This window comes from Deinococcus roseus (assembly GCF_014646895.1).
Lineage (GTDB): Bacteria > Deinococcota > Deinococci > Deinococcales > Deinococcaceae > Deinococcus_C > Deinococcus_C roseus.
This window is the reverse complement of sequence record NZ_BMOD01000023.1, coordinates 22,567-35,582: the sequence shown is the minus strand read 5'-3', so window position 1 is coordinate 35,582 and position 13,016 is coordinate 22,567. Positions and strand designations below refer to the sequence as shown.

At 56.5% G+C, this 13,016-nt stretch carries 12 protein-coding genes; 2 read left to right on the top strand and 10 right to left on the bottom strand.

Translation table 11 applies throughout. The features are described from left to right. Positions 1 to 17: 17 nt before the first annotated feature. The 9 genes from IEY52_RS20925 to IEY52_RS20885 all read right to left on the bottom strand — a co-directional run bounded on the left by IEY52_RS20925 (position 18) and on the right by IEY52_RS20885 (position 9,210). Positions 18 to 455: a response regulator gene (locus IEY52_RS20925; protein WP_189006427.1), complete on the bottom strand. Its 438-nt coding sequence runs from the start codon at positions 453 to 455 to the stop codon at positions 18 to 20. Between the two features lie 268 nt (positions 456 to 723). Continuing rightward, entirely contained in the window at positions 724 to 1,974 is a 1,251-nt protein-coding gene (locus tag IEY52_RS20920) for a hypothetical protein (protein WP_189006423.1), read from the bottom strand. A gap of 102 nt (positions 1,975 to 2,076) precedes the next feature. Continuing rightward, positions 2,077 to 3,444 carry an Nramp family divalent metal transporter gene (locus IEY52_RS20915; RefSeq protein ID WP_189006420.1) on the bottom strand — a complete coding sequence of 456 codons (1,368 nt, stop codon included), beginning with the start codon at positions 3,442 to 3,444 and terminating at the stop codon, positions 2,077 to 2,079. A 259-nt stretch (positions 3,445 to 3,703) separates the two neighbouring features. Continuing rightward, complete coding sequence (locus IEY52_RS20910; RefSeq protein WP_189006417.1) at positions 3,704 to 4,414, bottom strand: ABC transporter ATP-binding protein; 711 nt, start codon at positions 4,412 to 4,414, stop codon at positions 3,704 to 3,706. Continuing rightward, a complete protein-coding gene (locus IEY52_RS20905; protein WP_189006414.1) occupies positions 4,411 to 5,133 on the bottom strand; it encodes an ABC transporter ATP-binding protein in 723 nt (240 codons plus the stop codon). The genes IEY52_RS20910 and IEY52_RS20905 overlap by 4 nt, the downstream gene beginning before the upstream one ends. Further along, complete coding sequence (locus IEY52_RS20900) at positions 5,130 to 6,059, bottom strand: branched-chain amino acid ABC transporter permease (protein ID WP_189006410.1); 930 nt, start codon at positions 6,057 to 6,059, stop codon at positions 5,130 to 5,132. The genes IEY52_RS20905 and IEY52_RS20900 overlap by 4 nt, the downstream gene beginning before the upstream one ends. Continuing rightward, positions 6,056 to 6,916 carry a branched-chain amino acid ABC transporter permease gene (locus tag IEY52_RS20895; protein ID WP_189006407.1) on the bottom strand — a complete coding sequence of 287 codons (861 nt, stop codon included), beginning with the start codon at positions 6,914 to 6,916 and terminating at the stop codon, positions 6,056 to 6,058. Before IEY52_RS20895 ends, IEY52_RS20900 begins: the two co-directional genes overlap by 4 nt. A gap of 99 nt (positions 6,917 to 7,015) precedes the next feature. Next, positions 7,016 to 8,179 (bottom strand): amino acid ABC transporter substrate-binding protein, encoded by a 1,164-nt coding sequence (locus tag IEY52_RS20890; protein ID WP_189006404.1) that lies wholly within the window; start codon positions 8,177 to 8,179, stop codon positions 7,016 to 7,018. Further along, a complete protein-coding gene (locus IEY52_RS20885; RefSeq protein ID WP_229684898.1) occupies positions 8,176 to 9,210 on the bottom strand; it encodes an alpha/beta hydrolase in 1,035 nt (344 codons plus the stop codon). The genes IEY52_RS20890 and IEY52_RS20885 overlap by 4 nt, the downstream gene beginning before the upstream one ends. 131 nt (positions 9,211 to 9,341) lie before the next feature. Here IEY52_RS20885 and IEY52_RS20880 point away from each other — a divergent pair, with 131 nt between their 5' ends. Then, positions 9,342 to 10,319 (top strand): alpha/beta fold hydrolase, encoded by a 978-nt coding sequence (locus IEY52_RS20880; RefSeq protein ID WP_189006398.1) that lies wholly within the window; start codon positions 9,342 to 9,344, stop codon positions 10,317 to 10,319. 16 nt (positions 10,320 to 10,335) lie between these two features. Here the strand turns inward: IEY52_RS20880 and IEY52_RS20875 are convergent, their stop codons facing one another. After that, a complete protein-coding gene (locus IEY52_RS20875) occupies positions 10,336 to 11,997 on the bottom strand; it encodes a glycoside hydrolase family 9 protein (RefSeq protein ID WP_189006394.1) in 1,662 nt (553 codons plus the stop codon). Positions 11,998 to 12,096: 99 nt separating this feature from the next. Here IEY52_RS20875 and IEY52_RS20870 point away from each other — a divergent pair, with 99 nt between their 5' ends. Then, on the top strand, positions 12,097 to 13,014 hold the full coding sequence (locus tag IEY52_RS20870) for a carbohydrate kinase family protein (RefSeq protein ID WP_189006391.1): 918 nt from the start codon (positions 12,097 to 12,099) through the stop codon (positions 13,012 to 13,014). The last annotated feature ends 2 nt before the right edge of the window (positions 13,015 to 13,016 follow it).

Sequence of the window (13,016 nt, the reverse complement as noted above, 5' to 3'; positions counted from 1 at the left end):
TCCAGCACCCACACCCCTCAGGAAGCGATGGGGGCGTATTTCTCCAGGTCGGATTCCACACGCACCAGCAGTTCACGCAATGAACGGGGACGCTGGATCACATCCTGCACTTCATACCGGTGGATCCACTCCTGAAGTTCTTCTTCACCAATGCCCGAGACCACAATCACCGGGGTGGCAGGATGGCGCTCACGGCAAGCACTGAGCACTTCAAAAGCCTGCTGCAGAGAGGTGCCCACATCCAACAGGATCACATCGAAGGTGCCTTCCTGTTCCAGCACCGTCTGGATTTCAGCAGCATCCCGAACTTCATGCACCAGATAGCCCAGCTGGTTCACAAAACGCCTGAGCATCATGGCCTGAATGGCTTCATGCTGAAACATCAGGATGCGCTGGGCATCCCGGTGTGAATCAAGGTGTGAATCAAGTTGTGAATTGCTCTTCATGGCTGTCATGGCGGGCTCCTTGGTTTCATCTTTTCAGGTGAGGGCTGCAAACAGGTGACGCCCGGACAAAAACCACTTCACAGAAACCTGCAGCCCAGATGAGAAAAAACAAGACCATCCAGACCACAACAGACAGCGCAAGGAGCAGAGAGAGGAAAAACCTGCAATTTGTCGATGTTTTTTCAGTGTAGTCTGTGCTGGATTACAAAAACCGTACTTCATCTTCCACAAGTCTGACTTCAGCTCCCATCTGGCTGAAATTCAGCTGCGAAGCCCTTTAAAGGGTCTGGCAGGTGGCAGGATTCACTTCATAGGCCCTGAACTGTTCCCCCCGAAAAATCAGAAACCCATCTGCCCGGTCCAGGACAGATTTTCCCTGCCCACTGAACAGCACTTTGATTTTGCCCTGATGGATCAAGCCAGAGGCCTGTGGACCCGAGTATGCCAGGCATTGCTGGCCCAGCTGTTTCACATTGGCATCGGGGTGCTGGATCAGGTAAGCCGCTTCCAGTGGGGTTTTTCCATACAGGGTCATCCATTCCTGCCTGCTCAATGGAAAACGGTGGATCACCACCGGTCCGAGGTTCAGGGGATGGGTGTCCAGATGTTTTGCCACTGCATCCGCATGAATCTGCTCGAGGGTGTAGCGGGTGGCGTTCTTCTGAAACGTGGCAATGAAGTGCACTTCTGGACAGAGGTGGTCCGTCACCTCCACCATCCAGCTCTGTCCCAGATCCCTGAACTGGTAAACCGGGTGTTTTTCACGGCAGCGGTCATAAGGCTGGGCTGCAAAATGATCTTCACTGAGGATTCTTCCGGTCTTGCGGTCCAGCACTTTGAGTTCCAGAATCTGGTTGAGGTCGTCCAGGTCATCTTCCTGCAGCATGCCATCCTGAATGCCGCTGGCGGCCCGTTGGGAGGTCAGCACAAAGTGGTTGCCCTGCAAATAAACCTCCTCATGCCTGTAAGCGGCCAGCAGCTTTCCCGTGTTCAGGTCGTGGGTGGACCTGCCGTCACAGCCGGGGCAGGCTCCACTGTCTGAAAGCGTGGTGAAGGTTGCCCCATCCAGGTTTTCAAACACCCGGGTGACATGTTCAAAATTCCCTGTCAGGGAAACTGCAGCCATGTTGTGGTCCAGATCGTAAATCTTGCCCTGCCTTCCATTCCAGCACACCAGTTTTCGGGACAGCCTGTTGCACGGCAGGTTCAGCAGGGTCCAGCTGTTCAACACCTGACCTGCTGCATTCTTTTGCATCACCAGGGTATTGGAACCCTGAGCGGTCATCTCAAAGAAGTGCTTCCCTCCAGAGTGCGCCAGGTCCCAGTCTCTGTGTGAGATCACCTCGACGGTTTGCTTTTTTGGGTGGTACTGGTATGCTTCTGCATTGATCCGGTCCCAGAGGTAAAGCTGGTGGTTTTTCACCAGGTATTGAAACCCTCCTGGCATTTCCAGGGGTTGTGCTCGGGCCACAACTGCAGCAGCAAAGAACAACACAAAGCAAATCCTCGAAACAATACCCTTATGCATGTCAAATCCTCCTGAAAGAAAAACAAAGCTGCTTTCAGTGTAAAAGATCTCCAAATGAAAATCCTCCTGCTCTCACAGGAGGATTGAAGGTGAATAGAAACCTCAGACCACGCTTTTGACCAGTCCAAAAGTCACCAGCAGCAGGTAGATGTTCAGACCAGCGATGATCACTCCAGAGGTCCAGCCCAGCACTTTCAGCCAGGTGGGGTTCACGAAAACGCCCATTTTGCGTCTGTCTGAGGTGAAGATCAGGAGGGGAAACACGGCGAAAGAAAGCTGCAGGCTCAGGATCACCTGGGAGAGCACCAGCAAATCCGTGGTGCCTTTGGCCCCATACAGGTAGGTCACGATCACGGCGGGAATCACGGCGATCAGGCGGGTGATCAGCCTTCTGATCCAGGGTTTGATTTTGAAGTTCAGGAAGCCTTCCATCACAATCTGGCCGCTTAAGGTGCCCGTGATGGTGGCATTCTGACCACAGGCCAGCAGGGCCACCCCGAACAGGGTGCTGGCAAGCGCAGTGCCCAGCATGGGAGAGAGCAGTTTGTAGACTTCGGTGATTTCGGCCACCTCGGTTTGACCGCTCTTGTAAAACACACTGGCGGCCAGAATCAGCATGGCGGAGTTGACCAGCAGGGCCAGCATCAGGGAGATCACGGTGTCCAGGGTGGAATATTTGATGGCTTCTCTCTTGCCTGCCTCGGTGCGTTTGAAAGCGCGGGTTTGCACCAGACTGGAATGCAGGTACAGGTTGTGGGGCATCACGGTGGCCCCCAGAATCCCGATGGCGATGTAGAGCATTTCTGGGTTGGTGAGCACCTGGGCGGTGGGAATGTAGCCTTTCAAAACCTGTGCCCATTCGGGTTTGGCCAGGAACATCTCCACACCAAAGCACAGGAAGATGGTGACCATCAGGGTGATCACGAAAGCTTCCAGCCACCTGAAGCCCTTGTTTTGCAGGGCCAGCAAGAGCAGCACATCGAAGGCGGTAAGGATCAGGCCCCACATCAGGGGAATGCCAAACAGCAAATTGAGGGCCACTGCAGCCCCGATCAGTTCTGCAAGGTCGGTGGCAGCAATGGCAATTTCTGCCAGGATCCACAGGAAAATGGAAACGGGTCTGGAATAGTGATCGCGGCAGGCCTGGGCCAGATCCCTTCCGGTGGCAATGCCCAGACGCACGGATAAGGTCTGCAGCAAAATGGCCATCAGGTTGGAAATCAGGATCACACTGAGCAGGGCAAAGGCAAATTTGGAGCCCCCGGCAAGGTTGGTGGCCCAGTTTCCGGGGTCCATGTAGCCCACCGCGACCAGCGCACCGGGACCCACATAGGCCAGGAATTTGCGCCAGGGTGGGCGGTTGTCGTGCACTGGAATGGTGCCGTGCACTTCTGAGAGGGACTGGGTGGTGTTTTCCTGTTTCCAGCCTGAATCTGGCTGTTGTGGGTTGGGGTTGGATGTGGTGCTCATGGGATGCCTCAATTCCTGAACCGGAAAGTCCCTTGAAACTTTCTCATGGTTCAAAATTCCATAAAGCTATTATTAGGCGCACCTAAAATTATTTCAATAGGCCATAAACTCAGGGCCACAGGTGCGCCTGGTTTTCGTCCAGCGAACAGAATGCGCAGGCAAACTGAAAGCCCCTGCTGAGAAGCAATTATCGGCTTCTGGGGAAGGGCTTTCCGTGTCAAAAGGTCAAGTGTTCAGAAAAACCAAAATCCCTTCTGGTTCAGAAGGCCAGGTAAGCCCGCTGCACCTCAGGATCCTCCAGCAGGGCCTGACCCGAACCTTCCCGCACCACCTGACCGTTTTCCAGCACATAGGCCTGATCTGCCAGTTGCAGACTCTGTCGCACATTCTGTTCTACCAGCAGCACCCCCACCCCCTGTTTGTTGATTTCCTTGAGGGCTTTGAACACCACACCCGTCAGCAGGGGGCTGAGACCCAGAGAGGGCTCATCCACCAGCAGGACTCTTGGCAGGGCCATCATGGCGCGGCCAATCGCCACCATCTGCTGCTCTCCACCCGAGAGGGTGCCCGAAAGCTGACCCTGACGCTCTGCCAGCCTGGGGAACAGGTCAAACACAGTCCCCAGGGTCTGGTCCTTGACCTGCCAGGAGGCGGTACGCACCTGTGCCCCGAGTTCCAGGTTTTCCAGCACGGTCATGCCTGGAAACAGCTGACGGCCTTCTGGAACGTGCCCCAGACCCTGCTGCACCCGCTGGGCACTGGGCATTCTGGAGATGTCCTGTCCCTGCAGCAGGATCCTTCCGCCTTTGAGGGGCATCAGGCCACTGACCGCCCTCAAGGTGGTGGTTTTGCCTGCACCATTGGCTCCAATCAGGGCCACAAATTGCCCCTCCTCCACGCTCAGGGAGACATCCCACAGCACCTGCACCTTGCCGTAAGCCGCCTGAAGGGATCTGAGTTCCAGCTTCATGAGACCTCCTCCCCCAGATAGGCCGCAATGACTTTCGGGTCCCGCACCACACTCTGGTAGGGGCCTTCGGCCAGTCTGGATCCGTATTCCATCACCACCACCCGGTCTGCCAGATCGCGCACGACGGGCATCACGTGCTCGATGAACAGCACACTGACCCCACTGTCCCGGACCTTTTTGACCAGCTGCACAGCATCTTGCGCTTCATTGGGCCTCAGGCCAGCCATCACCTCATCCAGCAGCAGCACACTGGGACGGGTGGCCAGGGCCCTGGCCACCTCCAGACGCTTGTCCTGCATCAGGGTCAGGTCGTGGGCATTTTTATGGGCATGGGGTTCCAGGCCGGTCAGGGTCAGCACCTGTTCTGTATGGCGATGGGCCTCTTTCTGGGAGATCCCGGATTTCCCGAACATCGCCCCCACCATCACGTTCTCAAAAACGGTCATTTCCAGGAAAGGACGCACCACCTGAAAAGCCCTTCCCAGCCCCAGATGGCAGCGCTTCTCCGGGCTGGCACGGGTGATGTCATGGCCTGAAAGGAGGATCTGGCCCCGGTCTGGCAAAAACAGCCCAGAAAGCAAATTCAGCAAGGTGGTCTTCCCTGCCCCGTTGGGACCGATCACCGCCAGGATTTCCCCCTGATCGAGGTGCAGACCCATGTCTTTCACGGCCATCAATCCCCCGAAAGATTTGTGCAGGTTCTGGACTTGCAGGATCATGCTTTTTTCCTTTCCAGCAAACCCATGATGCCTCTGGGCAGGTACAGGATGGTCAGGACCAGCATCACCCCATACACCACCAGGTAACCATTGGGAATCTTGAGGCGCAACAACTCTTCCAGCACGGTCAGAACCACTGAGCCAATCACGGGACCCAGGGTGGTGTAAAGGCCACCGAAAATGGCAGTGGTCAGGCTGCTGACGCTGACCGAAAGGCTGAAGGTCTCTGCTGGAATGATGAAGAAGGTCTTGCTGGCATACAACACCCCCGCAAACCCGGCCAGCACACTGCTGATGAAGAACGCCAGCAACTTGTACCTGCTGGCAGACACCCCCAGCACTTTCGCCACCTGCTCACCTTGCCGGATGGCTGTGAACGCATAATGCAATTTGCTGTTCCTGACCCAGATGCTCACCAGCAAAGTCAGGGCCAGCAGCACCACTGCAGCGTAATACTGCAAGTTGGGCTGACCTCCAAACAGGGCAGGCACCAGCATCCCGGTGGCCCCCCCTGCAAACGTGTCTGGCAGGTTCTGGATCACGGTCTTGATCACCTCCGTGAAAGCCAGGGTGGCAATGGCAAAATACATGCCCTGCAAGCGGAGCGTCACCGCACCCAGAATCAGGCTGAGCAGACCCGCAATCAGACCAGACAGCAACACTGCAAGCCACCAGGGAGCAGCATGGGCCATCAGGATGGTGTAACTGTAAGCCCCAATCCCATAAAACGCAGCGTGGGCCAGGGAAAGCTGGCCTGTGCGGGCCAGGATGTCCCAGCTGAGTGAAAGCACCGCCGTGATCACCGTGAAATTGGCAATCTGCAGCATGAACGCGGCCTGGTCTCCCAGAGGCAGAAACGGAAAAGTAAGGGCCAGCACCCCCAGCACCACCGAAAGCACCGTGCTGATCGGGGATGGGCGGATCATTTCGCACCCCGCGAAGCCCTGAACACCAACGTGACAAAAATCAGCAGGAAGAACACCGCTTCACTCAGGCGGCCCCCTCCAGGCACATAGGTCTGCACAAACGCCTCCGAGAGCGCCAGCAGCACACTGGCCCACAGCACCCCGGTCATGTTCCCCAGACCCGCCATCACAATGATGGCAAACGCCTTGAGGGTGTAGACCAGACCCACCGTGGGACTGGCAAACAGCAGCACACTGACCAGCACCCCGGCCACACCTGCCAGAGAAGAGGCAATGCCAAACGCAATCAGGTAAATCCGGTGCACATCCAGCCCGATGATCTGCGCCCCCAGTCGGTTCTGGGCCACCGCCCGCATGCTGCGCCCCAGTTTGGAACGGTACAGCATCAGGTAGAGCCCGATGAGCAGCACCAGGGCCAGCCCAAAAGCCAGCAGTTTGGTCAGGCCCACAGACAGGCCAAACACCATCACGGCCTGACCCTGGTAAGGGGTGTTCACCAGACGGGTGTTGCCGCCAAAAATCAGCAGGGCAAGGTTCTGCAAAATGATGCTGATCCCAAAAGTCAGCAGCATCTGGTTGAGTTCCGGGGCCAGCAGCACATGCCGGATGGTGGTGCGGTAAGTCAGGGCACCTCCCGCAAACATTGCCAGGGCCGCCACCAGGGCAGACAGCAAAGGGTCCATGCCCAGCCAGGCAAAAAGCCCCCAGGACAGGAAAGCCCCCACCATCAGGAATTCCCCGTGGGCAAAATTCACAATGTGAATCACCCCCACCGAGAGCGCCAGCCCCGAAGCCACCAACGCATAAATTCCGCTTTGCAGCAGTCCTGCAAGAAAAGTTTCCAGAAAGAGGTTCAAGGTGGGTTCTCCAGGTCAATTGAGTGAGGTTCAGTGGGTGGTCCTTGGAAGGAAAATCCTCTCCTGTGAGGAGAGGACCACGCGAAGCGTGCGGAGAGGTCAGGGCATCGGATACAGCACGGTCTTCTTCGCCACCTTCAGGGGGAACACCGGCAGGCGTTTTTCATCCCGGAACTGGAAGGTGACCCAGTTGGAGCCCTTGAAGCCCTGGTATTTGATTTTCTGGCTGGGGGTGAAAGCCAGTTTGCCCAGTGGGGTGTCGAAGGTGGTTTTTGCCATCACATCTGCCACTTTGTCTTTGTTGGTGCTGCCTGCTTTGTTGATGGCTTCGGCCAGGGTTTTGAGGTTCAGGTAGGCCAGAGGAGCAAAGTATTCGTCGGTGATGTTGCCATATTTGGCCTTGTAAGCTTTCACGAAGTTTTTGGATGCGGTGGAGGGAAGCTCGGGGGTCCACATGGTCAGGCTGGCCACACCCTGGGACAGCTTGTTCTTCTCAAAGCCAATGGGCCAGCTTGGGGGTGCGCCGTACACCAGACCCACATCCAGGTTGGATTCTTTCATCTGCTGCACCAGGGGCAGGGCATCCACGTCGTAGCCGATCCAGTAGAAGATGTCCACTTTCTGGGTTTTGGCCTTGTTGATGATGGGGGCGAAGTTGCCACTTCCGGCCTTGAAAGCTTCGGTGAGGACCACATTGAAGCCCGCTTTTTTGAATGCAGCCACGGTGTCCTGAATGCCAGAAGACCCGAAAGGACCGTCTTCGTAGGCAATGGCGATGTTCTTGGCTTTCTTGTTGCCTTTGAGGTTCTTGAAGAAAGACAGGATCGCCTCAAAGTTGTAGTAGGCCCAGGGGTGGTAGTGGAAGAAGTAGGGGTAATCTTTCATGGCATCTTCCACCAGGGGGGAAGCTGCGCCTGCCCAGGCCATGAAGGTGTTGTACTGTTTGGCGGCCCCGGTGATGGCCAGGGTGGTGCTTGATCCCAGACCGCCCACCATGAAGTCCACTTTGTCCACCGTCACCAGCTTGGTGAAAGCAGGAACAGCTTTGGCAGGGTTGCTCTGGTCGTCTTCAATGATGAGCTCTAAAGGTTCGCCCAGCACGCCACCATTTTTGTTGATTTCATCCACGGCCAGCAGCAGACCGTTCTTCTCGGCCTGACCGGACACACTGGAAGCGCCAGAGAGGGGAATCAGGGCTCCAACTTTGACAGCACTGGCAGAGGACATCAGGGCCAGCAGGATGAGCATTGCGGTTTTTTTCATAAGGAGACCTCCTGGGTCGCGCGTTCAAGGTGGGCGGTGAATTCCTGCATGAAAGCTTCGGGTTTCTCGATGTAAGGGGTGTGCCCCACACCTTCAAAAACCACTTCTCTGTAGGGGCCGTATTTTTCCAGCACATGCCGGGTCTGGGAAACCATCGGCTGGGGAGGATAAGCGTCCTGACCGGGATAACCGGGAACGGCTCCCAGCAACCCCAGCATCCCCAGTTCAAAGAGGCTCTGGTCGGAGACAATCTGGTCGCTGTCTCCACGCACCCACAGTACGGGAGGTTTGTGGGTCTGGGCCAGCAAACGTTCCACAGTGTTCCCCACATATTTTGGCGAGAGGGCATTGATGGGACCATGCACCCCCGGAGCCATGCCAGGCCAGTGCTCAGAGGCCGTAAAATCACCAGGGTAACGCTCAGGACCGGTTTTTTCCCTGAGCAGACCTTCCAGCAAAGCCTCTTCGCGGTCAGACCGGAAAGGGGGATGCCAGTAAAAGCGGTTGATGATGTCACGAGGAGATCCCGCTTCACCGCTGGTGTCATGGCGGGCAATGCGAGCAGGAAAGTCCGGGTTGACGGTGCCTCCCCCTGAACCTGCAAAGTCCGGGGTGGTGGGGTTGCCTTCTGCATCACGGGTGCCTCCGAAACCAAAAGGAGAACCCGGAGCAGCCAGCGTCACACTGAGGATTCTGGGGGCATCTTGCGCCAGCAAGCCCCAGATCACTGCCCCTCCCAGGCTGTGCCCAACCACATGGTAGCGGTCAATGTTCAGGGCTTCCAGCAGGGCGAGGAGGTCATCCACCCAGTCCATGACCCCTCTGGTGGCATCGATCAGGAGGTCCTCGGTCTGACCATAACCCCTCAGGTCTGGTGCAATGGCCCGGAAGCCGGCAGGCAGGGCTGCCATGACCTCCTCCCAGTACACCGAATCGCTGGCATTGCCGTGAATGAACAAAACCGGCGTTCCCTCTCCTTGTTGTCTGACCCACTGCTGGAGTCTTGAAGTCTGAACCGCAAATTCTGGCATACGGCTCCTTTCCATTTTTTGGTGCTTTTAAGATACGGGGTGGGCATCACGGTGGTGTTACAGCAAGCTGCCGAGTGCCGAGGGCGCACCGCTGTTACAGCGCTGTAATGCCTCCTCCCTAAGCTGATTCCATGCGAACAGGACAGGGTGTCCTCAGGGTGCTGCACACCTTTGAGGCAGGACAGACATTGCCTCTGGAGCTGGGGTACGAGACGTACGGTGAACTCCAGCCAGACGGCAGCAATGCCGTTCTGGTGTGCCATTATTACACTGGAACCATGCATGCGGCGGGCACCTACCCGGAAGATGGGCTGGTGGGGTGGTGGGACAATTTGATTGGAGATGGAAAAGCCATCGACACCCGGAAGTTCTTTGTGGTCTGCATGAATGCTCCAGCCAATGTGCAGGTGATAGATCCCCGGATGGTTTCTTCTGGTCCAGAATCGATTCCTGATTTTCCAGAGGTGGACCTCAAGGACATCACCCGTTTGCAGTTTGAGCTGATGCAGCAACTGGGCATCCAGAAATGGCACGCCGTGATGGGTCCCAGTTATGGGGCCATGCAGACCCTGATGTGGGGAGCCCTTTATTCTGGTCACGTTCAAAGGCTGGGTGTGGTTGCGGGTGCACCTCAGGCCGCGGTGGCCCTGAAGCACTTTTTCACCCCAACTTTGCGACACCTGGGACAGACCGCAGACGGTCTGCATGAGGCCCTGCGCCTGATCACCTTTTGCGGGATGGGTTCGGATGGGATGGAACTGCAGTTTCAGGATCAGGATTTTGATGCCTACCTGGGCAGCAGACGGCATTTTGCCAGCCTGAAACACATCCTTTCTGTGGGTGAAACCGTGAGCAGGCACGACATTTTCAGGCATTGCCCCCTGGAGCAGATCACAGCAAACTGGCAGCGTGCGGGCCTGAAAATCCTCAGTGTGAACATCCTCTCAGACCAGTTCTTTCCCAGCCAGCCCATGAAGGATTTTGCCTGCCAGATGCAGCAGTCGGGAATTGCGCACACCCACATGGAAATCCAGTGCAAACTGGGACACCTGGGGTGCGTGTTTGAAACACAGCTGTTTGAAGGGGCAATTCAGAAGTTGCTGGAATAACCTGACAGCACAGGACTCACTTCATGCAGATGGCCAGAAAGAACCATGCCGCATGGGGGATCCACTGTTCCCCCCAGCGCCAGGAATGCTCTGGGGGAACATCCGGGGATTGCAGAAAGGCGATGTCCTGCTCATCTTGAAGCCCAGAGGTGATTCCGTTGCAGATGCCTCCAGCAGCATTGTCGTGACCGGGTTCATAGTGGGGATTGTTGTGTCCGTAACCGTGCAGCATGCAGGCATCAAAGGGGTTGAAGCCCAGAATCCAGTCCAGCGGTGCCTGGGTGAGGGGGTGCAGGTCCAGCTCTGGCAGGAATTCCGCTGCCCAGCGTGCAGCCGCAGCCAGAGAGGCCAGCCGCGCATTTTCACCCTGCCACCAGTAGCCGGAGTCGTTCTGGTGCGGAATGAAAAACCGGGTCTGATCAACCTCTGGACCCAGAATGTACTGTCTGGGATACAGAAAAGGATTGTTCACGTTCTGATTGATCTGCAACTGGTGCTCTAGAGACCCTCGTACAGTTTGTAGTGTTTGCTGTTTTGCGTCTGAATCGGGAAAAACCGTGAGGTGCCTGAGCAGGGCCACCACGGGCAAGCCTGCCTCTGCAGCGTGCCAGAAGGACCTTTTGCCGTTTTCATCTGCACGCCACCATCCGGCATCTGTCAGGCGGTTTCTGAGGTTTTCAGCCCGCTTGTGGGCTGCCTGTGCATAAAGGTCCTGGCCTGTTGCAGCATAAAGCTCTGTGGCAGCCAGCAAGGCGCAGTAATCGTCGATGATGTTTTCCTGACCATCTGGGAGGTATTTCAGGTTGTTTTCTTGCAGATGCAGAAATCCTCTGATGGCTGTTTCAAGGTATTGCTGTGAAAAAAATGCCCCATCCTGTTTGAGGGTGGAAGCCCTTGCCAGTGCAGCAATCGCCATTCCTCCACCCTGACGGTAAGCCGCCTGATACCGGTCGCTTTTGATGCCCTGCTGGGTGCTGTATTCACAGACGGTGCGTTCTTCTGGGTTTTTGGACCAGCGGTCAAAGACGGTCTGGTAAAAAAAGCCCTCTTCAGACTGCATGCGCACCAGAAAGTCTGCTCCATGCAAGATCTCGTCTGTGAGGCGTTCCCTGAAAACAATGGATTGTGCATCTCCCAGACGGTCAAACGCCTCCAGAAAATTCCAGACCACCATGGGGGTTTGCTGGGGGTTTAAAAAATTGGCGTAACTCAGGTGGGAGAGGTATTTGCTGACATCTCCCGAAGCGTCGTACCAGCCGCCAGATGCGTCCATGGTTTTTTCGCTGCCATGGATGGGGATGTTGCGGTCCCGTTTTTCCTGAATTCCGGTGTTGCGCTGGGATTTGAAGTAATGCAGGATGTCCGAGCGCATGCGGTCCTGGTAAAGGTGGAAGGCAATTTCAAATTCATGGCTGATCAGGGCATGCGGGTCTGACTGCACAATGATGCGGTAAAACCCTTCTTTTCGCAGCGAAGAGAAGTCCCCTTCCCAGAAGTGGCGGTGCTGCCATCCTGCCACAGTTCCGGCCTGTTTCAGGATGCCCTGATGGACCACCTGCTGTTTTCGGTCCAGAACCTGGAAGGTCCAGAGGACATCAGGCCGTGCGGCATCTGCCTGAACCAGAAAATGTTTTTTACCGTCGGGCACGTTGCCCACGTGGTTGATCAGGATGTTCATGAATTCAATATAGCACATCTCTTGAATTCATTAATAAAGTTTGTTAATGTAAATGCACAGCAATTCCATCTTCCCTCATTCTCCAAAGGCGGTACACGAATGGTCACCCTCCATGTGGTGGGCAATGTCAACATCGATGTGATTCTGGGACCCCAGGCCCCCTGGCCCACCCCCGGAACAGAAGTGCAGGTGTCCCACCGGGACATGCGGGCAGGAGGCTCTGCGGGCAACACCGCTCTGGCTCTGCAGGCTTTGCAGGCCCCGGTCAGGATGGTTGCCAGTTGCGGCCAGGACGCACTGGGCCAGTGGCTGAGACAGGAATTTGGCCTCCTCTCCAGAACCTGGGCCAGCAGCCCAGCACCCACCGCCCTCACCGTGGGCATCACCCACCCGGACGGAGAACGCACCTTTTTCTCCCATCTGGGTCATCTGGGCACTTTCAATCTTGAGCAAGCTTTAGACGGCCTGGACAGCGTGCTTCCCGGAGACACAGTGCTGCTCAGCGGAGCCTACCAGACCCCCCTGCTGCAAGCCGAACAGTTGCACCTGATCCAGTGGCTGAAAGCCCGTGGGGCACACATCGCCATTGATCCAGGCTGGCCCCCGGAAGGGTTCACCCCTTTTCTGAGGGAGCAGGCCCTGCAGTGGTTCTCCCTCTGCAACGACATCCTGATCAATGAAATTGAAGCCATGCAACTGGCTGAAACCCCAAACCTGCCCGAAGCCATGCGTCTGCTCTCGGAACAACTTCCAGGCAGCACCCTGGTGGTCAAATGCGGTTCCCAGGGCGTGAAAGCCCGTTTCTCCCATCAGGATTACACCGTTCCAGCCCCCCAGGTTCAGGTCATTGACACCGTAGGGGCAGGAGACACGTTCAACGCCGCTTACCTGCTGGCCCGAAGCCAGGGTGATCCTCTGCTTTCCTGTCTGGAACAGGGGGTGGAATGCGCCAGTGCAGCCATCTCCACTTACCCAAGGGTGTATCAGGCCAGGGGGAGGCAGAAAACGGTGCTTTAAGA